Origin of the sequence: Fuerstiella sp. (assembly GCA_022447225.1) — a bacterium.
In the GTDB taxonomy this organism is placed as follows: Bacteria; Planctomycetota; Planctomycetia; order Planctomycetales; family Planctomycetaceae; genus S139-18.
Window position 1 is genome coordinate 410,824 of the sequence record JAKVAZ010000001.1, and the last position, 23,230, is coordinate 434,053.

17 protein-coding genes and 1 tRNA gene are annotated in these 23,230 nt (G+C 52.7%); 11 read left to right on the top strand and 7 right to left on the bottom strand.

Going from position 1 to position 23,230, the window contains the following annotated elements:
- Position 1: 1 nt before the first annotated feature.
- On the bottom strand, positions 2 to 1,171 hold the full coding sequence (dusB, locus tag MK110_01500; protein MCH2209949.1) for a tRNA dihydrouridine synthase DusB: 1,170 nt from the start codon (positions 1,169 to 1,171) through the stop codon (positions 2 to 4).
- Between the two features lie 560 nt (positions 1,172 to 1,731).
- Entirely contained in the window at positions 1,732 to 3,411 is a 1,680-nt protein-coding gene (locus tag MK110_01505) for a serine/threonine protein kinase (GenBank protein ID MCH2209950.1), read from the bottom strand.
- A gap of 837 nt (positions 3,412 to 4,248) precedes the next feature.
- Between MK110_01505 and MK110_01510 the strand changes: the two genes are divergently transcribed.
- Both MK110_01510 and MK110_01515 read left to right on the top strand, forming a co-directional pair.
- Entirely contained in the window at positions 4,249 to 5,601 is a 1,353-nt protein-coding gene (locus tag MK110_01510; protein MCH2209951.1) for a DUF1501 domain-containing protein, read from the top strand.
- 105 nt (positions 5,602 to 5,706) lie between these two features.
- A complete protein-coding gene (locus MK110_01515; GenBank protein ID MCH2209952.1) occupies positions 5,707 to 6,870 on the top strand; it encodes a hypothetical protein in 1,164 nt (387 codons plus the stop codon).
- Here MK110_01515 and MK110_01520 read toward each other — a convergent pair.
- The 4 genes from MK110_01520 to MK110_01535 all read right to left on the bottom strand — a co-directional run bounded on the left by MK110_01520 (position 6,844) and on the right by MK110_01535 (position 12,189).
- The gene (locus tag MK110_01520) at positions 6,844 to 8,193 is read right to left on the bottom strand and encodes a hemolysin family protein (protein MCH2209953.1); all 1,350 of its coding nucleotides are present in this window, start codon (positions 8,191 to 8,193) and stop codon (positions 6,844 to 6,846) included. The two genes, MK110_01515 and MK110_01520, sit on opposite strands and share 27 nt — an antisense overlap.
- Entirely contained in the window at positions 8,190 to 8,729 is a 540-nt protein-coding gene (gene ybeY / locus MK110_01525) for an rRNA maturation RNase YbeY (GenBank protein MCH2209954.1), read from the bottom strand. Before ybeY ends, MK110_01520 begins: the two co-directional genes overlap by 4 nt.
- Before the next feature lie 32 nt (positions 8,730 to 8,761).
- On the bottom strand, positions 8,762 to 11,065 hold the full coding sequence (locus MK110_01530; GenBank protein MCH2209955.1) for an HDIG domain-containing protein: 2,304 nt from the start codon (positions 11,063 to 11,065) through the stop codon (positions 8,762 to 8,764).
- A 110-nt stretch (positions 11,066 to 11,175) separates the two neighbouring features.
- On the bottom strand, positions 11,176 to 12,189 hold the full coding sequence (locus MK110_01535) for a PhoH family protein (protein MCH2209956.1): 1,014 nt from the start codon (positions 12,187 to 12,189) through the stop codon (positions 11,176 to 11,178).
- Positions 12,190 to 12,636: 447 nt separating this feature from the next.
- Between MK110_01535 and MK110_01540 the strand changes: the two genes are divergently transcribed.
- From MK110_01540 to clpP, 7 genes are all read left to right on the top strand, one after another.
- Complete coding sequence (locus MK110_01540; GenBank protein ID MCH2209957.1) at positions 12,637 to 13,098, top strand: hypothetical protein; 462 nt, start codon at positions 12,637 to 12,639, stop codon at positions 13,096 to 13,098.
- A 553-nt stretch (positions 13,099 to 13,651) separates the two neighbouring features.
- A complete protein-coding gene (locus tag MK110_01545; protein MCH2209958.1) occupies positions 13,652 to 15,016 on the top strand; it encodes a hypothetical protein in 1,365 nt (454 codons plus the stop codon).
- 320 nt (positions 15,017 to 15,336) lie between these two features.
- A complete protein-coding gene (locus MK110_01550) occupies positions 15,337 to 15,681 on the top strand; it encodes a PilZ domain-containing protein (GenBank protein MCH2209959.1) in 345 nt (114 codons plus the stop codon).
- 454 nt (positions 15,682 to 16,135) lie between these two features.
- A tRNA-Gly gene (locus tag MK110_01555) sits at positions 16,136 to 16,207 on the top strand.
- Between the two features lie 73 nt (positions 16,208 to 16,280).
- The gene (gene tig / locus MK110_01560; GenBank protein MCH2209960.1) at positions 16,281 to 17,771 is read left to right on the top strand and encodes a trigger factor; all 1,491 of its coding nucleotides are present in this window, start codon (positions 16,281 to 16,283) and stop codon (positions 17,769 to 17,771) included.
- A 154-nt stretch (positions 17,772 to 17,925) separates the two neighbouring features.
- Positions 17,926 to 18,540, top strand: coding sequence for an ATP-dependent Clp protease proteolytic subunit (locus MK110_01565; protein ID MCH2209961.1), 615 nt, complete (start codon positions 17,926 to 17,928; stop codon positions 18,538 to 18,540).
- Positions 18,541 to 18,590: 50 nt separating this feature from the next.
- Positions 18,591 to 19,178, top strand: coding sequence for an ATP-dependent Clp endopeptidase proteolytic subunit ClpP (gene clpP / locus MK110_01570; protein ID MCH2209962.1), 588 nt, complete (start codon positions 18,591 to 18,593; stop codon positions 19,176 to 19,178).
- Positions 19,179 to 19,182: 4 nt separating this feature from the next.
- Here clpP and MK110_01575 read toward each other — a convergent pair whose 3' ends face one another.
- On the bottom strand, positions 19,183 to 20,412 hold the full coding sequence (locus MK110_01575) for a DUF1015 family protein (GenBank protein ID MCH2209963.1): 1,230 nt from the start codon (positions 20,410 to 20,412) through the stop codon (positions 19,183 to 19,185).
- Between the two features lie 240 nt (positions 20,413 to 20,652).
- Here MK110_01575 and MK110_01580 point away from each other — a divergent pair, with 240 nt between their 5' ends.
- The gene (locus MK110_01580) at positions 20,653 to 21,684 is read left to right on the top strand and encodes a substrate-binding domain-containing protein (GenBank protein MCH2209964.1); all 1,032 of its coding nucleotides are present in this window, start codon (positions 20,653 to 20,655) and stop codon (positions 21,682 to 21,684) included.
- A gap of 24 nt (positions 21,685 to 21,708) precedes the next feature.
- Positions 21,709 to 23,214: a sugar ABC transporter ATP-binding protein gene (locus MK110_01585; GenBank protein ID MCH2209965.1), complete on the top strand. Its 1,506-nt coding sequence runs from the start codon at positions 21,709 to 21,711 to the stop codon at positions 23,212 to 23,214.
- The last annotated feature ends 16 nt before the right edge of the window (positions 23,215 to 23,230 follow it).

Consider the following 23,230-nt stretch of genomic DNA (forward strand, 5'->3'; position numbering starts at 1 on the left):
GTCACCACTTGTCGATCGGTCCTGAGGGGACGGGTATGTGTGCATCTGTCAGTACGCCCGTGCGATTGCCGTCCACCGGGCCTTCCTCACGAATCTGTCTCAGTGCATCATCAAATTCCGGACGAGTGCGCACAAACTGAAAGTTTCCTCGCAACCGCTTGCGTACACGCATGCCTTTAAGATACCAGTGAGCCATTTTACGAAACTGCACAATTGCCCGTTGGCTGCCATATCGTTCTTCAAGAAATTCAAATTGACCAACCATCAACTGCAGACGTTCGTCAAATGTTCCCGCCGGTGCATACTGACCAGTACGTTCCCACTCGTCCAGCTGACGAAAAATCCAGGGGTTGGCCAGTGCCGTCCTGCCGATGGAAACGGCATGGCAGCCGGTTTGTTCGATCATCCGGGCTGTGTCGCCAACAGAACGAATATCTCCATTGCCAATCACCGGGATTTTATCGACAGCCTTCACCACCTCCCGAATTCCCGCCAGCGAAACAGAACCACTGAATCCCTGTTCCCGTGTACGCCCGTGAACGGCAACAGCGCAGACGCCGACCTGTTCGAAGGCACGAGCGAAGCTCGGCGCTGTAAGCTGCGTTTCATCCCAGCCCAGTCGCATTTTAACGCTCACCGGAATTCCGACAGATTCCACCACCTGCTGTACAAGTGAGACGGTGCTGTCGATATCACACATCATTCCGGCTCCTGATCCTGTGCCGGCGATGCGGCTGACCGGACAGCCCATATTGATGTCAATGGCATCAACGCCGTGTTCCTCCAGAAACCGGGCTGCGTCCGTCATCGCCTCCGGATCACTGCCGAAAATCTGGACAGCAAACGGTTTGTCACGTGGATGCGATTCGATCATGGCCATCGTGCGTTCGTTCCGGGCAAGTAACGCACGGCAGTTCACCAGGTCGGTTGTCGCCAGCCCAACACCACCTAAAGTCCGCACGATCACACGAAACGGTAATGTTGTAAAACCGGCCAGAGGCGACAGCAGGTACCGTGTCGGCAGGATCAACGATCCGAACCGTACTTCACCGCGAAATTCAGGCCGTGGAATGACCACGTCGGCTGAGGAAGAATGTTCGTCAACCGATTGTCGAAAAGTATTGGGGATGGCACTTTTGATTACCCGTACTCCTGCACGTGGCGTCCGCAAGGACTCCTTGATAACGAACTTACAGGAGCGTTGTCCAGAGCGAAGCCCGGCCAAAGCACGGAGTACTGCATCTCGCATCACTGCCAGTGATCAGTAGAGTGACGTATGCGGATTTTGGTAACGAGTCGGCCAAGTCCGGTTTAAATTTTAAAACGACGCGGAGAAATATCGGCTGGAATGACTCGTCTCGACCATACTGGTGCAGCAGTTACGGATTGTCCAGCCAATCATGCTGCTCGACGTTAACGGACCACACAAACCAGGAGGATGAACGTTCACCGAGAACACAACCATGTCGTGGGACATTACCTGTTTGTATCCCCGGGAACCCGATGACGCTGTTTCACAGACTGTAACAAAGGAGTTAGTTGAGTTCTCTTCGCCGTCCCCTGCAGACGAAACAAGGACCATGCCCGCTCTCCGGAAATTCTCTGACTGCAACCCGGACGCTCTGTGAATAGCGGAATAGCTGCACTCAGCAGGACACGAGCACCCGGCTGATTCGAAATCACAGATCCTTTTGTACTACGCGGATATTCGTCGTTGGTGCTTTTTTCCGTCTAGGGTTGTTCCTGTGCGGCGTTGACTGCCGGAATTTCGGCGTCCTGACCTCTACAGCGCAGCATGGCATAACGCAGAAAATCAGAGACACTGTCGACGTTCTGATAGAGTCTTATGGTCACATCCCAGATTTTCTGAGCCTGTTCATCTTCACCGTCGGTGGCCAGTTGTTCGGCTTGTTTCATTCGAGTGGCAAACAGGCCACGCAGACGCAGGCGATCACTGTTGAGCAGTTGTGTCCGAGCCTCCTTGCGTCGTTTGGCAAAGATAACATTCCAGATCCTGAACTCATCCATCGTGAGTGCATACGGCGGACTTTCCGTCTCCAGTCGTTCCGGCGTGAATGCGTCCAGCTGCTGAATCACGTTGTCATAACGTTCAATGGCTGCCAGTGGGTTTGGATCGATGTCCTTTTCCAGTTTGTATGCCCTTACGTATTCCCGTTCGAAGGGGTTTTCCAGATCTCCGAATCCGTCAGCCTTCTTCTCCATCTGGTGTTCTTTGATTTCCAGATTGATTTCGTCGATCCAGATGCGGGCATCGGCTGCATATGGTCCGTCAGGAGCGCGCTCAACGATTGCCAAACAATCGCCGCGTGACTCTCTTCTGACGTTCCACTCCGTGGTGTCGGCGTTCATAACCACTTTTACTCTGGCGTGGATGGAAGCGACACTTTCCGGCCACAGCAACCAGGTCGTCACTCCGATGAGTGCGAGCAGACAGGTTGCAAGGAACCATGTTTGCTCATGCACCGGAACGTTTTCCCTCCTTTTCTTTTTCTTTTTGCGAGGATGAACCCTGTCGATGCGCGTGTCAACCTGTGAGGCAGGGACTGTGGCAGTCACGCTGTTTCCTGCAGCGATTTTTTCGCGAATCTCGCCAAGTTCGGTATGGACGGCAAGTGCATCAAACGGGCGGTTGTCAGGATCTTTAGACAGCATTCGATCTACAAGACGGTCCAGCCAGATCGGACAGTCCGGAGCAAATTCTGTCACATTGTGTGGATCGTCATTGATGTGCTGCATGAGCATCTCGGCCGGGTTATCCGATACAAACGGCGTCTCACCAACCAGTACCTCATACAGCAGACACCCAAGTGCATAGAGGTCCGTTTTGCCGCAGATCGGATGTGCCCCGTTGATCTGTTCCGGGGCCATATAAGCGTACGTTCCAACGGTTTTTCCGGCCGCCGTCAGTGCGGTGGCTTCGGTGTCACGTGCAATCCCAAAATCGCCCAGCATCAGGCGGCCTTTGCGTGACAGAAACAGGTTGGCCGGTTTGAGATCCCGATGAATGATACCGGCATTGTGCGCGTGTTCGAGAGCCGAACAGACCTGACGACCCACATGAATCGCCTGTTCCCAGGTGAGTCGTCCCCGCTGTTTAATCATTTCCTGCAGTGACCCGCCATCGATGAACTGCATGGCGTAGTACCGTTGATTATTTTCTGTGCCCCCTCCGTAGTACTTAACAATATTGGGATGACTGAGCCGTTTGAGAATTTTGATTTCTCGTTCGAAACGGCTGAGGAGTTTCGGATCTTCTATCAGGCCTGGTGACAGGATTTTGACAGCAACCTTCTTATTACTTTTCGGGTAGTTCGCCCGATACACCACCCCCATTCCTCCGATACCGATCTGCTCCTCCAGAATAAACGGTCCAATTTGTCGTTTGTCCATGATCAGGGATCACTAAGTGCAGCCTGCCCCGAACGAGGGCGAATCTGAAAAACACGACATGAATCAACAATTGCTGAATCAAATGTCCATACAGTAAATCTGGTATGATTTTGAAAAGTCGAGCCCCCCCGACGGGTATCTGCATCGCACCGAAACTGGTATCTCTTTCATAGTCGATCTCCGGTTTCTTTCTCAGGAATTTCATTCATAGACGGTGATGAACGCTGTGGTAACACAGATTGAGCTGCATCGTCAAAACCATAGTCAGCAGGGGCCACACGGCTCTATGATCAAAATCGCTGTTACCGCGGGCACTGGTGAATTTTAGATTGTTTAGTCACTGTGCAACTCTTCACCCGGCTGATTGGATCCTGAGCAGCCTTCAGGTACTGCACTTGCAGAACCTCAGGGCCATGGTCGGGCGAAAAAAATTCTTCCACCGTTGAATCGGCGTCACAAATGGATGCGAAATGTCATCGGTTACCTCCGGGGAGATAAGCACTATTCCTGCAAACCCTGCAGCAAAGCAATACAAACCCGGCCGCTTCATGCTGTTTCTGCTGCCGAATCACAGAGGTAATGCAAATTGAATGCCGGAACGTGCCATGTTTCCATGTTACTCTCCATGAGTCAGCATTGTCCAATCGGCAGTTCTCTGCTGACTGGCTCCTGCACCGAAGCGACCGTCACGGTATATCAGATCCACGTCTGATACCTGATTGAGGCCCACCCCAGGTGCCCTGACCGAAACGGAATTGCGATTTTACTTTAAACTCGTCACCATCCGACTGCGGCAATGTGACCTGTCTCCGATCTGCTCTGAACTGGGGGCCAGCTATGCTGACCATCAGCGGTAAATCGAACCGAAGTCTTTGTGATGGGATTGAACGTCGAAGATTCCTGCAGGTTGGCGGACTGAGCGTGTTTGGTCTTTCGCTGACTGACCTGTTACGGGCAGAACAGCATGTTTCGGATGGCCAACCAAAGCGATCTGTCATTCTGATCTGGATGCACGGCGGTCCTTCTCAGCTTGATACTTTTGATATGAAGCCGCTGGCCCCGGCGGAGGTGCGAGGTCCCTGGAAACCTGTTGCGTCCGCTTTGCCCGGGCTTGATGTGTGCGAGCTGATGCCGGAACACGCCAAAGTGATGCAGCACTGCACTGTCATACGAAGTCTTTCGCACGGAAACGGAGAGCATTGGGCGGCCGCACACTGGATGCTTACCGGACGACGTGGTTCTACCAGTACTGACCGCAAACCGCGTCAACCTTCAATGGGTGCCGTCATTTCTCACCTGCTGGGTCCGACTCAGTCAGGGTCGTTGCCGGCAGTCAACATGAACGACGGAGGATTCGGTTTTCACGGTGGTGCATGGCTGGGAGTCGATGCAAATCCTTTCCGCTGCGGGGAATTCAGTTACGGCAATGAGGCCGGCAGACTACCGGCCGGCGACCACAAAAGCTTTTCACTTGTTGACGGGCTCAGTAATCAGCGACTGATCAATCGCGTACAGCTCCAGCGACAGTTTGATGTTCTGAGACGTCGAGTGGATTGTCATACTGATTTTGATGCCGTTGATTCTGTCGGTCAGCAGGCTCTGGATATCGTGCTTTCCGGTCGTGTTCGCCAGGCCTTTGATCTGGCCGGTGAAGACCCCGGGCTCAAGGAACGTTACGGTCCTGGCTGGGGGGAACAGGCACTGCTGTCCCGAAGGCTTGTGGAAGCCGGTGTCCGTTTTGTCTCACTGAACACCGGTTATTTCGATGATCACAGCAACATAGAAAATGCACTCAATGATAAGTTGCCCCGACATGACAAATGCGTAGGGGTTCTGATCCAGGACCTTGCAGACCGCGGGATGCTTGAGGATACGCTGGTGGTAACGGCCGGTGAGTTCGGGCATACACCGCGGATCAACAAAAAAGCGGGTCGTGATCACTGGCCTCTGGCTCAGAGTATTCTGTTTGCGGGAGGTGGCTATCGCCATGGTCAGGTCATTGGGACTACCAACGACAAGGCAGAGCATCCCACGTCACGGAAGATCGGCGTTGAAGACTTTTGCGCTACAGTCTATCACGCCGTCGGTCTGAGAGCTGATGATACGATGAATGATCTGTCCGGGCGACCCGTTCATCTGGTTCCGGGGGGAGAGGTGCCCCGCGAGATGCTGCCGGCCGGAGTGTCGTGAAAGTATCGTGAAACAGATCCCGGTTCCCACCATTATGCCACCGATCTACAATCATCAGTCGCCGTTTTCTGCAGATTGTTACCGCGACTCACCGGACAGGATGTGATGGCCCCGCAACTGACAACGTCACGTGCTTCGCGCAATCGTCGGCTGGTTGCGACTTCGATCTGGCTTTGCCTGGTTCTGACGGCGATGCTTTTGTGGAACAGCCGGACTCAGAACACGGACATTATTGACCCGTCTGAACCGATTGCATTCCTGCTGGCCGCGTTTACCTCTTTTGTCAGCCTGTTTGCCTGGATGCTGTTCAATCCTGCTCGTGGTGTATCTGCCGAAACGACTACACTCATGGCTGCGGGGGCGGCCACGCTGTTTCCTCCGTGTATTATTGCCTTCTGTGCAATGCCACTTGGGTCTCCACTGAGCTGGTGGCTGACGGCCGGGTTGTTTGTACTGCTGGTCATTGCCGTAATGAGTCCGGTACCCGAAGAATTCTTTGGTATACCGCGAGATCGGCACAGTTATTTCCGGCAGGCCAGCATGGCCGGGTTGGGTGACCAGTCTCTACTGGAACTGAATTCGGACTGGTTGCGGTCCACAGACCTGACAATTGTGGTTCCGGAGTCGGATCGACCGTCTCTGGCTCCCAGTAGGTGGCGCGATCAGGAACAACTTCTTCCACGAAGTAAACGAAAACGCAGATTCGAATCCGCAGCGGTGCCCGACGAACCTGCTGTTGAACCTCAGCCGGCAACGAAGAAGGTTTCAGTTCCAGATCAATTGACCGGGCAACAGTCAACCGTTCAACACGATGTCTCTCGAACTAACCGGATTCCACCTGTTCCGTATGACGGGCCAGGCACGTCCGGCGTGACGCGTCAGAGTATTCCGCCGACAGTTTCGTTTAAAACTGAAAAACAGGGCCAGGTCGGTTCTCGTAAAAACAGTAACGATGTTCAGGATACGGATGCGCTGAGCCGGACCACCTTCGAGCGGGTTACCGACGAGTTCGGCGGGGAATTAATCGAAGGAGTTGTTGCCATTCGATTTGACCCGGGACAAAAACGAGCCAACGTTCATGTGCCGTTTTCGCCACCCCTTTCCGGCGTTCCCGAAGTTGAGTGCGATACTGTCATTGATGAGTCGGTCCGTGTCAAAGTTCCGGAACGGAGAGCCTGGGGGCTTCGTATTGAAGGTCGTCGTACAGACACCAGCGCAGCTCAGGAGTCCGATATTTCGTTTTCAGCCGTTTACGTTCCGTCTCCGTGAACGCACGCTTGCGTCCGAATCCGCAAACTGTACAGACGAATCCAGCTGTTCCAGTCGTACGCGTTTCAGTTGCCGTTCATCGGCTTCCAGAACTGTAAGCCGTAAATTGCGCCACTGGTAAGTTTCACCCTGCCCCGGAATTCGCCCAAAACGAGACAACAGAAACCCGTTGAGTGTGTCAAAGTCAGTACCTTCGGGCAGTCCCAGCAGAAAATGTTCATTAAGGTCATCAATATGAACTCGCGCATCGGCTTCGATCACACCATCCTTCTGATGCATGAGCGTTGGTTCGTCGCGGTCAAATTCATCAGAAATCTCGCCGACGATTTCTTCCATGATGTCTTCCATCGTGACGACGCCGGCAACCCCGCTGTATTCGTCAACTACGATCGCCAGCTGGATCTTCTTTTCCTGCATTTCATCGATGAGTGCGTCAATTCGCTGAGATTCGGGTACGTAAACTGCCGGCCGCGCCACGCTCTCCACGAACTCGTTCGCCATATTGGCTCCGTCCGCCACACTTCTGAGCAAATCCCGCGCGTAAAGAACCCCGATCACATCGTCAATTCCCGCACGAATAACTGGAAATCGGGAGTAGCCACATTGCATGATCAGATGAACTGCATCGTGCAGTGTGGTGTCGGCCGATATCGTGATCAGGTCAGTACGAGGAGTCATAATGGAGGAGACGTCCGTATCGTGCAGACTAAGCAAGCCGTGGATCATGCGGGAACCGCCGGTCCAGATCACGCCGTTCCGCTGCCCTTCATTAACAAGCGTTAGTATTTCGCCGGCAAGTTGGTGCCTCGGCTGTGCTCCAGGGTCCTCAAGACCTGCGGTGCGGTATACAAGTTGATCGATGCGGCCGGCGAGGTTCCAGACCGGACTCGTCAGCCGACGAGTCACTTCAAGAACTCCCCAGCAGCGGTACAGCAGTACTCCTCCAAGGGCCCCAGCGATGGAGCGGGGAAGTGCGATCCAAAACAGAAATACCAGCAGCGCGATGCCGGCCAGTCGTAATCCCCAGGCTACGACGACGAGTGGTTCCTGTGATGATGGCCATTGAAACGACTGAAATGCCGGCAGTTGAACGGCAAGCCAGCAGCCGCAGATGATGGTCAGAATCAAAAGGAACTCAAATATCAACAGCGACGACTGACGCATTGCCAGAATCTGTCCGACGCGGTTCGGGCGTTTACGATTCCGACACACCTGTTCCAGCTGATGCATTGAGTCAACTCGAAGAGCGAAACACATCAGAGACAGAAAAAAAATGAAAGCGACAAAAGAAAACGTCGGCAGTATCCTGAGCAGTCCGCTCACTCGAGAATATCCTGGGTTAATTCGGTAGACTGTATGGCCGTATCCGGATCTCGCGGGATTTTTGGGATTCCCAGTTGTTCGAGAATGAATGTTTCTCGTGCACGCATGATCTGTTGTTGCACGATTTCCTGGTCATCATAACCACAGACGTGCAGCATTCCATGAACGGAATACAGCGTTAACTCTGACTGCAGTTCCCATCCAAGTCGTGCGGCTTCCGATTCGGCGTATTCGACGCTCACCATAATTTCACCTTCAATGTGAGCCCCTGCTGCGCGTCTCTCCGCATCGCTTTTCGGAGAGTTGCGTGTCGGGTGTCTCCAGTCCAGCTGGAAGCTGATCACATCCGTGGGGAAATCGTGCTGAAGATATGCGTGATTGACTGCATGGATTGTCTTGTTGTCGACCAGGCTGAAACTCAGTACCGCCCCCGCAACGGACTCAATGTGGAGCGCCTGGACAACAGCGTGTCGCAGCACACTGAGGTCCACGTCGAGAAATTGTGGTGTTGCGGTGATATCGACTTCATACGTCATATGCGGCAATCCGGAACATTTCGGATGAAAAATCAGGCGGTTTTTTGATCTGGGTATTTGATACGACTGTGATGGACTGCCAGCAGTGTCTTAACGACTGATTTCTGAACGATTCGCAGTTCACTCATGGTGAGTCCGCACTCATCAAATTGGCCATCCAGCAGACGTTTGAGTGTGATTTCCCGCACAAGCGTCTGAATTCTGTTGGGAGTCGGCTCGCTGAGCGTCCGACTGGCACTCTCCACGGCATCAACCAGCATCATGACACCGGTTTCCCTGGACTGAGGTTTTGGTCCCGGATAGCGAAAGGTTGATTCGTCCGCATCCGTACGATGGTCCTCGTCCGCGCGGGCCGCGGCTTCATGATAGAAATACTCTACCAGTGTGGTGCCATGATGTTGTTCAATGAAGTCGATGAGTTGCTGTGGAAGGTTATGCTGTTCGGCAAGCTCCGAGCCGTCTTTGACATGTCCGATGATAATGAGGGCACTCATTGCGGGCGTCAGATTGTCGTGCTGGCTTTCCTGCCCCTCGATCATGTTCTCGATAAAATATTCCGGCTTCAACATTTTTCCGATGTCGTGAAAATAAGCTCCAACTCGGACCAGGAGTCCGTTAGCTCCGATCGCATCCGCAGCAGCTTCGCCGATTGTTGCTACACTCAGTGAATGGTTGTAACTCCCCGGTGCCCGACGCGCCAGTTCCTGCAGAAGCGGATGGGATACATCCGTGAGACCCAGCAGGCTGATGTCGGTCACAATTCCGAATGCGCGTTCAATAAATGTCAGACTACCATGGACTACAAAGCAGCAGACCAGTGACCAGCAGGCAAGCCTGAGACTGTCCCACAGGATGGCACTGTTTTGCCAGACACCGGCCAGAGAGTTCGCCTGGAGCAGATTGAGACCCCACACCGACAGGAAACCGACAGCCGCAGCCACGAATCCGACTTTGATAATCGTTGCCTGCGACGAGATTCTGTTCAGCGGAATAGTCACAGTAACGCACAGCAGCATCAGGCAGGCAAACTGGTCCAGGCGTTCCAGTGTTGCAAATGCCACCAGAAGGGACAGGCAAAATCCGGTCACGAGTGCCAGGCCCCGACTGTAAACAATGGCCACAATAATTACTGTGGCCATTACCGGAATGACTTCCGCATGCCAGATACTCAGGATTTTCCCGGTGCCGACAGCAGCGCCGCAGATTGCGATCAAAGCCAGGAGTTGACCAGGGTCATTCAGCAGTTCCGGTTGAGAGCCGGCGAGATACATGCTCATCAGAATCACGAGCGCTACCAGCAACAGCGCAGCACCCAGTATGTGCAGGATACGCTGGCCACTCGTGATCAACGTTTCGTAAGCTTCAAATTCATGAACCAGCAGCCGCATGTATTCGCGAGTGACCCGGGCACCAGCCGGCACAATTATGCTTTCGGCAGGAAAAAAATCGTACTGAGGTTCTTCTCTTTCGGCTGCCTGCTGACGGCGTTCGTTTGTCAGTTTTTCATTGTAAACCAGATGACCATTCAGACTGGCCGAAATCCATGTCTCCACCCACGATCGAATCGGCTGAAGTGTCTCATAATTTGTCCAGGCCTTACCTAGTGTTCCGGTATCCCGAAGCTGCTCGTCAAGTTTTACACTGGACAGCGGAGCATAGCTTAGCGACGGGTGTGGATCGTCGGGACCCACAATCTCGATTCGGGTCTGTTCCCGCTGAGCAATTTGTAGATTTTCCTGACCGGTCTGCAGGTTGTAACGCCAGTTGTCCAGATCGTCTGCTGTCAGGATGCCAACGACACGAGCTTCACCCAGCCACTGAGAAAAATCAAGTGCCAGCTGATCTAGCAGCTCGCCGATGGACACAGTATCCCTCAACAAGGTGTGCAGCTGTTCAAAATTTGACTCATTCCGTATCACACCAAATGCCTGAGCCACTGACGGATCGAGCTCAGCTGATGATCCAGCATTGGCAACTGCGCTCAGATGACCGCGAAACGTTGCTGTCAGATCGTCAATCACATTGTCGTGCCTGACAAAAACCGGGTCAGCATTTTCTTCGGCATTGAGCCTTGCCTGCCGTGTTTCCAGCACATTCTCAACGCTGAAGTCGACCCGAGACAGCACGCCGTCTCTGACGAACTGCCCTTCACGATACGGAAAACGCGATTTCCACGCCTGTAGTGAAACCAGCAATACAACAACAGCAGCCACGCCGATGAGCAATTGCTTGATGGTTCTGTAGTCCCACAGGGACTCCAGCAGTCTTTCCCACCGTGAATGTGCCGGACGAAAGACTCGTGTTTGTCGGGCACGCCGTGTCCCAAAGAACGTCATTGCGTTAACTGCTGACGGAGTGACGTCCGCCTCGCTGGCCAAACTTCGTCAGACGTCTGACGAATCAGAAAACAGTCCCGGAATCCTTTTTCAGTAAAACAGCACTGCTGCTATCGGGTGGAACCGGAACCATCGTCATAGGCCGAAACAATCTCACGAACGAGTCGATGACGCACAATATCCTTTCCTGTGAGCCGAACAATGGCAACCCCCTCAATTTCGGAAAGTCGCTCCATTCCGTCAATCAGACCGCTGCGGGTTCCCTGTGGAAGATCATTTTGAGTCGAATCGCCGGTGACTACCATGCGGGAATTTACCCCCATTCTGGTCAAAAACATCTTCATCTGCGTCACTGTTGTATTTTGACCTTCATCCAGAATCATGAAGGTGTCATTCAGTGTCCGGCCTCGCATGAAAGCCAGCGGTACTACTTCAATTACATCGTTGCTCATGTATCGCCGGACCTGATCAAATTCAAGCATTTCGTTAATGGCATCCAGCAGGGGACGCAGGTACGGATTGACCTTGGCCTGCATATCACCCGGCAGAAACCCCAATTTCTCACCTGCCTCAACTGCCGGTCGTACCAGGACGACTTTGCGCACCTCTTCCTCCTGCAGTGCCTGGAGAGCCATTGCAACGGCCAGATACGTTTTTCCGGATCCGGCCGGGCCTTCACTGAATACGAGTGCATTATCCTGCATCGCTTTCATGTAGTGCTGCTGACCACTCGTTTTTGGCTGGATCGACCCGACGTGTACACATGTATGCCGTCGTGTTATTGTCGGGTCGCGAAGAGGCCCTGCGTCCGACGGGGCACTGGTACGAAGAACTTCTTCAGCTGAAATTTGTTGAGTGGTGGCGTCATTCACGTCGGGATTCAAGCTCCTGATGACATCGCTTTGCAGAAGTTCTCCGCTGCTGGCAAGAACACCCTGCCATTCCGAAAGAATCAGACAGCAGTTACTGACCTGTGACTGCGTTCCGAATACCCTGATCTCGTTTCCTCGCAGTACAATGCTCGCTTCCGTTGCCGCGCGCACGCGGCGAACATATTCATCCTGCGGCCCAAACAGTGCCCGAGCTTCATCCTGACTGCTGAGACGAATGGAAGCTTCTGCCATACATGTTTCCACCCAGCTGAAGAAGATTCAGATTCCACGGGAGAACGAACAACCTTGTATGGATGTTGAACAGTGTTGACAAGAAAAAATTCCTGTGCTCATTAAGTCATCCGTATATTCGCTACGGCGAATTTATGCGCCAGTTCTCCGATTCCCGATGACGCGGCAGAGTGAATAGTGGATTCTGAGATCATACCGATGTGCTGCGGCGAATGAGAATTCATCTGGGGTTGCACGACTGCAACAATGGATACGCTGCGCAACTGTCCAGCATCAATTGTTTCAGAAACGAAACAGATGGCAACACAGACTCATTTTGAACTATAACGCTGCAGACGGCGTAAACTGTTGTCCTGTAATATGTTCAGTTAATTTCGCCATGTTCCTGCAGGTGTGGTGCAGTGTTTGCGTTGCTGCCTTCAGACAAACCTGACAGGGAGCGGCGGAATGAACTTAAAGAAACGACAACGACTGAACATTCATCTGGACGACAATACTGCGGTCGTGGGACTCGAGCGTATTGAGATCTGGGACGGTGCAGATCTGGCACTCCTGCGAGAGGTATTGTCCGAACTGATTGAAGGTGACGGGTTTCGTTCGGTTGGTGTGGACCTAGCACCTGTAAAATATATCCCGAGCGGTTTCTTTGGAATGCTGTTCGAGTGGTACGAAACGGGAATTGAGATCCAGTTGCATTCACCTCAGAAAAATGTGGAACGGATGTTGTGGTTTCGCATGTTTTTCACTGTTCGTCCCGACGGACATTTCCAGCTTTCAGATGAAGAGGTTCGGAATCACACTCCGAACCAGCAGGTGGAATACCACAAACGGGAATTCATGGACCGGACGAGGCCTGAAGAGGATGGCACCGATTCCGTGCGCTACGGCGTTTCAACGTCCGGGAACTGATGCAGCATCCATCGATAAAATTTTGGACGCACGACTGTCCCGGAGGCTTGTTCAGCGTTCAGTTCCGGAGTCGAACGGCTGAGTCATTGCAGCGAAGTAACAACTGCAGTTGATGCGGGGCTGTCATCGAGAAGTACTCTCCGTCAATCGGTACTGCAATTCGCCGTGCTTTACGAGTCTTCCTGCTGAGACAGGGCCATCGAAACTAAATTATACATCGGACCATTGGTTGCCAAAAACAACAGATCGCGAACACAGAAGTCAGGATTGGATCGTGTGTGTTATTTAGAAGGCAAACTTGAGGACTTTTTCCGGAATTTTCTGTTATTCCAAAGTCTGTACGCTGAGCCCCGTCAAATCCTTGCACGAGTACGCTGATACCGTGATTTGCCGAAAACGCAGTTATTGGGCGCGAACCGGAAGCGATTCCTGAAGTCGACCAATCACGGTTTTTCCAATCAGCGTTGAATTGACGATCATCCAGTTAGGTCATTTCGTTGGGTGAATGCTGCGCAGTTTGGCTTTCATGCGTGAATTGTGGAAAGTTTGAGCGATGTCCGTTTCCAGACTCCTGCTGATCCTGCCCCTGGGGTTGCTGATCAGTGTTTCCGGCTGCTCCGGCAACCGTTTGCGGTATGTTTTTGCATCAGACCGTGAGTTTATGAAGCTTTCTGAACTCGATGAGTACAACGCAAAACGCGAAGCAGACTCGGATCAGGTCGAAGTGTCCGACGGAATGCTGGCGTCCGTTTCTGAAGATTCCAGCAACGAATCCAGTGAACAGGAACACGTAGATGTTTTGAGTATCAGCCGCTGGCTCAACCCAAAGCTTGAGCATGCGGTTTCACCGGATCCGTTTCTTGAAGACGAACCTGTTGAACCTGTTGATGAAAACGCAGACAGCGGTTCTGTGATGGTCGTGGGACACCCGAATGAACTGTCGGAAGAGCTGTCTTCGGGAGATGAAGATGAACAGGGTAAACAACGAACCAGGCAGGATAATGCGGATACAGTGTCATTCAACGAGCAGGAACGTCTGCCCACGTTCGCCGACATTTTGGCCGAATTTGAAGAAGACGCTGAGAAACCTGACGACCTGGATGCACAGGCGGAAGAATGGCTCGCGAACTTGAACCAAGATCAGAGTTCGTCAGCGGACGAATTCGAACCTCTGACTGGAGAGGCAATTGAGGAATCCGATCCAGCCGATGAATTCGGTGACAGTACTTCGTTTTCCGCAGTCGCCCCTTCAAAGGAACCCTCTCCTGTGCGTGATGAGGGGGAATCTCAGTTTGATCTGGTGGATATCATTGATGATTCCTCAGAGACTGTGAGCGAGGATGAGGGAGATGTCGACGACGATTTTGGGAATGAATATTTGCATGATTCTCAGAATCAGCCCGCCGGGAAAGACGTAATCGTTGACAATGAACCGTTGATCGAAGACAGCCTCTGGCACCCATCGGGCTCAATCTCCGGCTGGCGGGACACCGAGTCAATAATTGACAAGACGAAAAGTGAGCTTTCGTTTGACGAGGAGACCGGATTTCCTGATGTGACGAGGTTCAATGCAGAGCCGGTAAACCCGGTCTCCGTCAGCCGGTTGTCTTCCGTTACTCAGTCGTACGACCACACTGGTTCGGCTACTGATGTCATTACATCTGTGGATGTTGACAATGTTCCACACGGGACTCCGCAGCTCGCAATGACAGCCGAATTCCATTCTCATCTGCCGGATTCGGATCCTTTTCTCAGTGATTTTGAGTCTCAGTCTGTCGCAGGACCTGCCGGGTCAAAGACGGGAATTGTTGCCGCACTGTCGGTACGGACCTGGCTGATGCTGCTGGGGGGAGTGGTCATTGCGTATCTGCTGATTGCTCCTGAGAGACAAAATCTGCGGAACCGGAACAATCGGTGAAACACAGGGCTCCGTGTAGGTCAAGTCGCCAAGTGGAAGATGCCTGGAGCCGGAACTCGACATAGAGTCTGGCAGTCGCTGCTATTTTGGTTTTCTGTTCATGGTGCATTGACGGGTAGCCCGATTTCTGAAACCGGATGGCGTCTGAACCATTGCTGATTTTCCGTTCAGGCCAACGAAATCCGGTTTTCCGGCACGAGTTGGAAGCAAGTGCCGGCCCGGCAAAGCAGAACAGCCATACCCATTTTCAGGCGACTGCAAGCTCACTCGCGGCCGTGGGAGTTTTCTGATTCGGCCCACAATTGTAACCGGAGCCAGACATGTCGGATCCCTTTAGCCGTCCAACCATTGATGACCTGCGCACGGTGCTGGATAGTATCGGCAATCCCGATTGCACGAACCTGCGAGCTCATGAACGCCTGGAATTGTCTGTTCCCGCAGAAATCAAGACCCAGCGAGGAAATACGGTTTCCGCCATGACACGTGAAATCAGCAGAACCGGTATCGGAATGTTGCATCGCGGATCCGTTTCCCCGGGAGTTGTAACAGTTCGAATGGCCAGTGAAAGTCGCCAGTTTGAGTATCAGGTTCAACTTGAATGGTGTACTCCGTGCGATAACGGATTGTTCATGAGTGGCGGTCAATTTATCGCTGATGCGAGCTGAGCACAGGCTTATTTTACGTTTTGGATCCTGGAAGAGCACAACCGGCAATGGTGCTGCTGTCGAGCTGGGTGCTGCGTTTTTGTAAAAAATGAGTAGACCGAAGTTCCGCGGGACACACGGTTTGCCTTGTTCCGCCCGAGCGATACTGCTCATTTTAGACCGGGTGTCGAGCAGTGTTGGAAACGATCGCAAATTTGTGCCTCTGCAGCATGATCAGATTATTTGTTGTTACCTGTCCGATTCCCATCTTGCTAGCGGTTCTTGCTCGTGCAGCCGGCAATCGGGGTACATTAAAAATGATTCGGTTGACGAGGTGTCGGTTTCCTTCATAATCTTGGATCGTTCTGTTAGACAAAATCTGATGGGCACGGTGCAGCAGGCCAGTGTGGGCATTGCAGATATCTTGCAGGACGTGACAATTTGACAAATGCGGCAGTTGTCGTGTTTTTGAGATGCGGGTGTAGCTCAGTGGTAGAGCACCACGTTGCCAACGTGGATGTCGAGGGTTCAAATCCCTTCGCCCGCTCTTTTTTTGTGGCCTTGATGATGTCCTGTATCAATGTTGGATTGTTACGGAATCAGGCGGAAAAGGGACAGGCATGAGTGAAGGGCAATCGACAGTCGCTGATCCGGGAGTTCAGGACGACGCGGAGGAATCCGGCAGACTGAATCTGGATGTTCAGGTCTCAGAGGTCGGTCCCTGTCGCAAACATGTGGTTGTAACGGTGTCCGAGGCCGATATCGCGACTGTCCGCAGTGAAGCCATCAATGAGTTGGCGGAAAAGGCAGAGGTGCCCGGTTTTCGTATCGGGCGAGTTCCGTCTGCGCTGCTGGAAAAGCGATTTCGTGATGAAATCGTCAGTGATGTGAAGCAAAAGGTGCTGCTGCAGAGTCTCGAACAGTTATCTGACGACAACGATATTGATCCGATCAACCAGCCTGAGATCAATGTTGAGAGTCTGGACATACCGGATTCCGGCGATTTTCGTTATGAGTTTGACGTCGAAGTTCGGCCTGAATTCGAACTCCCTGATTACTCGTCACTTACTATTGAGCGTGCGTCCGGTGAAGTTTCCGATGAGGAATTCGCAGCCTACCGGACGCAATTTCTGTCGTCCCACGCGGAGCGGGACCGGGTTGATCGCGCAGCCCGGAAAGGTGACTTTATCGTTTGCGATATTGTCTTCCGGTACGATGGTAGAGAGCTCAGGCAGTCTGATTCCGTGTCTTTGCAGCTGCATTCGGAACTGCGGTTTCAGGACAGTGAGTTCAGTGGATTTGATGAATTGATGGCGGGAGCCTCCGTTGGGGATGTCCGCAGTGCCAAATTAACAGTTTCACTGCAGTCTTCAACGGTTGAAATGCGTGGTGAAACGGTTGAGGCAGAGTTCACTGTAAAGGAAGTCCAGCAGCAGGTCCTTCCGGTAATGGATCGTGAGTTTCTTGAACGATTGGACTGTGAATCGGAAGAAAGTCTGGACGAACGACTGCGCGAAGCGCTCGAGCGTCAAATCGAATATCAACAGCGTCAGTCGACTCGACAGCAGGTACTGGACCGGATTACTGAAGCCGCCGACTGGGATTTGCCTGAGTCACTCGTCAAACAGCAGACGGACAACGCTCTTCGGAGGGAAATGCTGGAAATGTCGCAGGCCGGGTTCACACGTGAACAAATCATGGCTCGTGAGAATGAGATTCGCCAAAATGCAATTGAGAATACCCGGCAGGCGCTCAAGGAACATTTCGTGCTGGACCGAATTGCGACTGCTGAAAATATTGAATGCGAGGACTCTGACATTGAAAATGAGCTGGCATTAATGGCGTTTCAAAGCGGCGAGTCACTACGTCGGATTCGCGCTCGTCTGATCAAGTCCGGAATGATGGACAATATGGAAGCTCAGCTGCGGGAACGCAAAGCCGTTGATCTGGTTACCGAAAAAATCTCGTTCACTGATGTTGCACGTAAGCCGTTTGCAGAAAACGACGTGGCTACGGCCGCTATTGCGATTTGCGGAAACATCACCACGACAGAGGTGGCAGACAGCGACGCGACGAGTGACGATGATGTTGACAGCGGGGACGGTTCCTGAATAGAAGCTCCTCTTACGCATTACACAGCGGCAAGCCCTGCCGTGTGCGAATGCCGCCAAATCCGGCTAATCTTCCGGCTGACGGTTTCAGATGCTTTTGCGGTCACAGACATTCATGAATGCACACGATGCACGGAGTAAAGGAAGACAGATAATGCAGGACTCGCGTACCGACTATAGTCCCATGCTCGCCCGCGACTATACCGCTCAGCGTCAAATGGGTGTCGGTGATCTGCTGCTGGACAACCGGATCATTTTTCTGGATGGTCCGATTCATGACGGCAGTGCAAACCTGGTTGTGATGAAGCTGCTGTTCCTGCAGTCAGAAAATCGGCACCAGGATATTCATCTGTATGTGAACTCACCCGGCGGATCGGTCACGGCAACACTGGCGATTTATGACATCATGCAGTTCATCGAATGTGACGTTGCCACGTATTGTGTGGGGATGTCAGCCAGTGGAGGAGCGATCCTGGTGGCCGGAGGCGCCCCAGGAAAACGATTCGCGCTGAAACATTCCAAAATGATGATTCATCAGCCCCATGGTCAGGTTGGCGGTCAGGTATCAGATATTGAAATTCAGGCGAAAGACATTCTTGAAACACGTGCACTGCTCAACGAACTGCTGGCCGGTCACACCGGCAGGTCCGTGGAACATATTGCCGATGACACACAACGCGACCATTACCTGACATCACAGGAAGCGAAGGACTACGGTCTGGTGGATGAAGTTCTGGACAAACCCGCCGGAACAAAGAAGAAGACCTGATCGGTTCCAGTTGATCTCATTATTCTCCAGCTCACCGGATGGATTCCTTTATGACTGCCTTGGTGCCCTACGTCATCGAAAAGCACGGCCGTGAAGAACGTGCGATGGACATTTACAGTCGCCTGCTCAAGGATCGGATCATCATCCTTGGCAGTGGTGTGAATGACGATGTGGCAAACAGCATTGTTGCTCAGCTTCTGTTTCTTCAGTTTGATGATTCGAAGGCAGACATTCACTTTTACATCAATTCTCCTGGCGGGTCGATCACGGCCGGCATGGCGATCTACGATACCATGCAGTACATCAGCTGTGATGTTGCGACTTACTGCATTGGTCAGGCTGCCAGTATGGGGGCTGTTCTGCTGACTGCGGGTGCTCCTGGTAAGCGTCACGCTTTACCTAATGCGCGGATTATGATTCACCAGCCTCTGGCGGGCATGGAAGGCACGGCGACAGAACTGGAAATTCATGCCAAAGAGGTGCTGCGTGTGAAACAGCGGATGAACGAAATACTGCTGAAGCACACCGGTCAGACACTTGAAAAAATTCAGGAAGACACTGACCGCGATAATTTTATGACCGCGGAAGAGGCTAAAGAATACAGCCTGATCGATGAAGTACTCGAATCACTTGCTTAGGCATTTAATCGAGTGAATGGACGAGCAGTCCGCTGCGAAGTTTGGGTTCAAACCAGGTGCTTTTTGGCGGCATGATCCGTCCAGCATCCGAAACGTTCATCAACTGTTCCATGGACGTAGGGTACATTGAAACAGCAACTGCCCAGTTGCCTGAGTCGACCAGCTTTTCCAGTTCGTCAGTACCGCGAACTCCTCCGACAAAGTCGATGCGACTATCCGTTCGCACGTCCTGAATTCCAAGAATTGGTCGTAAGACACGATCTTCCAGAATCGCCACATCCAGTGATGCAACCGGATTTGATTTGTCGATGGATTCGTCAGGTATTGTGAGGCGATGCCACTGGCTGCCGAAGTAAATACAAAAACTTCCTGCAGCGGCAGGTACCGCCGAACTGGTTTTTTCCAGCAGTCCCGTTTCAGTCAGTTGCGACTGAAATTCGGTTGCTGTCAGGCCGTTGAGATCCCTGACAACCCGATTGTACGACAGAATTCTCAGCTGATCTGACGGAAATAACACGGAGAGAAACCAATTATATTCTTCAGTGCCGGTGTGTTGCTCATTTGTATTGCGACGCAGTGTTGCAGCACGCATGGCGCTGGCTGATCGATGGTGGCCGTCTGCAACGTAGAACACCGGGACTGCCGAAAAGGCCGCCAGGTAAGGATCAGGTTCAGTGATTTTCCAGACGGTATGCTCCACACCGTCTTCCGCTGTGAAATCGTACAGTGGTTGAGTCTGTACGACCGTTTCAATCAGGGTGTTGATATTCGGGGCACTGCGGTAACTCAGGAACACGGGCCCCGCGTGAGCGTTCAGGGTCATCACGTGGCGTGTACGGTCGTCCTCTTTGGCTGGCCTCGTTTTTTCGTGTTTGCGAATCAGGTCATTTGTGTAGTCGTCGACGTGACAGCAGCAGACAAGTCCCACCTGTGGCATCCCGTTCATTATCTGGCGATACGCGTAGAGACAGCGGTCCGGATCACGCTGCAGGACAGATTCCGAAAGTAATCGGTCGAGGGCGGCCCGACCAGCAGCGTAGACCTCGTCAGCGTACGGATCTGTTTTTTCAGGGAGATCAATTTCCGGACGAATGACGTGCAAAAAACTGAGGGGATTGTCTTTGGCCATTGCAACAGCCTCGGACCGACTCACCACATCATAGGGCACTGAAGCGACGCTGGCTGCGTGTTCGCGAGCAGGGCGAATGGCATTGAATGGCTGGATGCGAGGCATAAATAAGATCCGGTGTATTATTAGTTGAATGAGACAAATGACGGCTGATCGAGATGACTCAATCGGAACAGGCGAGCCCTGACAGTATCACATTCATCTGGTTTGTCTGTTGCTTTTCTGCCAAGTTACCTGTCAACATCGATGTCGCGGGTTTCTGGATCGTCAGGGATGGATTGTTATGATGTTCTGATTCTCTTTGACAGAACACCAACGTGATGAACTCTCTGGTCGGAAAAAACGATGAAACATTGTCTGCCGTTTTTGTTTGTAACGCTGATCGGACTGGTCCATTGCGGCTGTACAGATCCAGGTTCAAATGGCAGGGAAATGTCTGATTCCGGCAGTGCGGAATCGACCGCGGCCGATTCCAGGGGCACGATCGGCTATTCAGCACTCTCGCTGACAAATCCATTCTTTCAGATTATCGCCGATACCATGACTGATGAGGCTCGTGAGCATGGCTATCAGGTGACTGTCGTCTCAGCGAATGAGGACGTTGTCCGTCAGTCTGAACAGATTGACGAGTTCATTATTCAGGGCGTGGCCGCGATTGTGCTGAATCCGGTCGATTCGGCTTCGATCGGCCAGGCAATCAAAAAAGCCAATGACGTCGGCATTCCGGTGTTTACCAACGACATTAAATATACAGGCGATGGCGGACGAGTGGTGAGTCACGTGGCCACTGATAACCTGCAGGGCGGGCGACTGGCGGGTGAGGCCATGGTGCGACTGCTTGGTGAATCCGGTGGCAAAGTCGCGGTTCTGAATTATCCGGATGTTGAATCCTGCCAGATGAGGACACAAGGTTTTCACGAGATCATTGACGCTCACAATGTGGCGACCGGTGCAGCTCAGATTGAAGTTGTTTCAGAGCTGAACGGGGGAGGTAAACGTGACGTTGGTTATGCCAAGACCCAGGACATTTTGACAGCCCACAGTGACCTCGCGGCAATTTTTGCTATTAACGATCCGTCTGCATTAGGTGCCTGTTCTGCACTGGAGGAAGCCGGCCTTCAGGATCAGATTACGGTCATCGGATTTGACGGTGAAAAAGCCGGAAAAGAAGCCATTCTTGCAGGCAGAATACTTTGCGACCCCATTCAGTTTCCAAAGAAAATGGGTCGTCGTACGATTGAGTTGATGATGCAGCACTTCGATGGCGAAGATGTGCCGGAAGAAGAGTTGATTCCCTCCAGACTGTACTACAGGGCTGATGCAGAAAGCGATCCGGAACTGCAGACCGGCAGCAGCCATGAGGACAGCAGTGTCTGACGTCACGAGAAACTGATTCTCAACATGGACCCTTCAGGGCTGCTCCATATTTCAGGGATCAGCAAGTCGTTTCCCGGTGTGCGTGCGCTGGAGAATGTGTCTCTTCGTGTCCACGCCGGTCAGGTTCTTGGCCTGGTCGGTGAAAATGGAGCCGGCAAGAGTACCTTGATCCGAATCCTTGCCGGCGCTCATCAACCGGACAGCGGCAGGCTGCTCATGGACGGGCAGCCCGTTGTGTTTCGGGATCCTGTCAGCGCCATTCGAGCGGGAATAGGAGTCATCTATCAGGAGTTCAACCTGGTGCCTGACCTGTCACCCGTTGAGAACCTGTTTCTGGGTCGTGAATCGTGGCTGCTGAATCACCGGAATGAACGACAGCACGCAGAAAATGTTTTTGACCGGCTGGGCGTTTCAGTTCCGCTGGACTCACCGTGTCGAGATTTGTCAGTAGCTCAGCAGCAGATTGTTGAAATCGCCCGGGCTCTCCTGCGGGACGTTCGCCTTCTGGTGATGGACGAACCAACCGCCGCACTGACGCCGCGGGAAGTTGACAGCCTGATGCAGATTATCCGTGAACTCACGGTGCGCGGAATCGGCATCATTTATGTCAGTCACCGTCTGGACGAAGTCTTCGCGATCTCAGACACGATCAGCGTATTGCGTGACGGCAGCCATATTTCCACAAAACCAGCCGCAGATTTTTCACGTGAGTCGCTGATTGAAATGATGGTGGGTCGTACGATCATTCACGAATATCCAAAACGCAGTGTACAGGCGGGAGATGTTCGTATGCGTGTCCGCGGGCTTACACGGCAAAAAGTCGTCAATAATGTGAGTTTCGATGTGAGTGCCGGGGAGATTCTTGGGATTACAGGACTTGTCGGTGCCGGCCGCACCGAATTACTGCGTCTGATTTTTGGAGCAGATCGTCCGAATGCAGGGACCATTGAAGTCGACGGGCAGCTGCTGAACATCAGGTCGCCGCGTGACGCAATCCGCAGCGGGATCTGCCTGTTGACCGAAGACCGGAAAAGTGAAGGACTTGTGCCGGGCCGCAGTGTGCTTGAGAATTTCTCTTTAGCCGCTCTTCCGGCATTCTCTCGGAACGGATTCATTGACAGCCGCAGGGAACACACAGCGTTTTCGAAATACACTGAGTCACTTCAGATCAGGATTGCCGGTTCCCGACAACCGGCATCCAGTCTTTCCGGCGGCAACCAGCAAAAAATTCTGCTGGCGCGATGGCTTGAGTGTGAGGCCAGAATCGTTGTGTTTGATGAACCCACTCGCGGCATTGACGTTGGCACGCGCCATGAAATATACCAACTGATGAATTCACTGGCCGCGGACGGTCGGGCGATCGTAATGGTCAGCTCAGAGTTACCGGAAATACTTGGGATGAGTGACCGGATTCTTGTGATCCATGAAGGTCAAATTGCCGGTGAAGTCAGGGACGTGTCCGCAGCGACGCAGGAACAGCTGATGACTCTGGCCATTGGCAACTCGTCAGGGATGTCCGTGTCTTCTTAAAAGCGACAGGACGCTT

Bases quoted from the DNA above. Each gene is read 5' to 3' on its own strand.
- MK110_01505 (MCH2209950.1), bottom strand. From the start codon at position 3,411: ATGGACAAACGACAAATTGGACCGTTTATTCTGGAGGAGCAGATCGGT.
- MK110_01510 (MCH2209951.1), top strand. From the start codon at position 4,249: ATGCTGACCATCAGCGGTAAATCGAACCGAAGTCTTTGTGATGGGATT.
- MK110_01515 (MCH2209952.1), top strand. From the start codon at position 5,707: ATGGCCCCGCAACTGACAACGTCACGTGCTTCGCGCAATCGTCGGCTG.
- ybeY (MCH2209954.1), bottom strand. From the start codon at position 8,729: ATGACGTATGAAGTCGATATCACCGCAACACCACAATTTCTCGACGTG.
- MK110_01530 (MCH2209955.1), bottom strand. From the start codon at position 11,065: ATGACGTTCTTTGGGACACGGCGTGCCCGACAAACACGAGTCTTTCGT.
- MK110_01535 (MCH2209956.1), bottom strand. From the start codon at position 12,189: ATGGCAGAAGCTTCCATTCGTCTCAGCAGTCAGGATGAAGCTCGGGCA.
- MK110_01540 (MCH2209957.1), top strand. From the start codon at position 12,637: ATGAACTTAAAGAAACGACAACGACTGAACATTCATCTGGACGACAAT.
- MK110_01545 (MCH2209958.1), top strand. From the start codon at position 13,652: ATGTCCGTTTCCAGACTCCTGCTGATCCTGCCCCTGGGGTTGCTGATC.
- MK110_01550 (MCH2209959.1), top strand. From the start codon at position 15,337: ATGTCGGATCCCTTTAGCCGTCCAACCATTGATGACCTGCGCACGGTG.
- tig (MCH2209960.1), top strand. From the start codon at position 16,281: ATGAGTGAAGGGCAATCGACAGTCGCTGATCCGGGAGTTCAGGACGAC.
- MK110_01565 (MCH2209961.1), top strand. From the start codon at position 17,926: ATGCAGGACTCGCGTACCGACTATAGTCCCATGCTCGCCCGCGACTAT.
- clpP (MCH2209962.1), top strand. From the start codon at position 18,591: ATGACTGCCTTGGTGCCCTACGTCATCGAAAAGCACGGCCGTGAAGAA.
- MK110_01575 (MCH2209963.1), bottom strand. From the start codon at position 20,412: ATGCCTCGCATCCAGCCATTCAATGCCATTCGCCCTGCTCGCGAACAC.
- MK110_01580 (MCH2209964.1), top strand. From the start codon at position 20,653: ATGAAACATTGTCTGCCGTTTTTGTTTGTAACGCTGATCGGACTGGTC.
- MK110_01585 (MCH2209965.1), top strand. From the start codon at position 21,709: ATGGACCCTTCAGGGCTGCTCCATATTTCAGGGATCAGCAAGTCGTTT.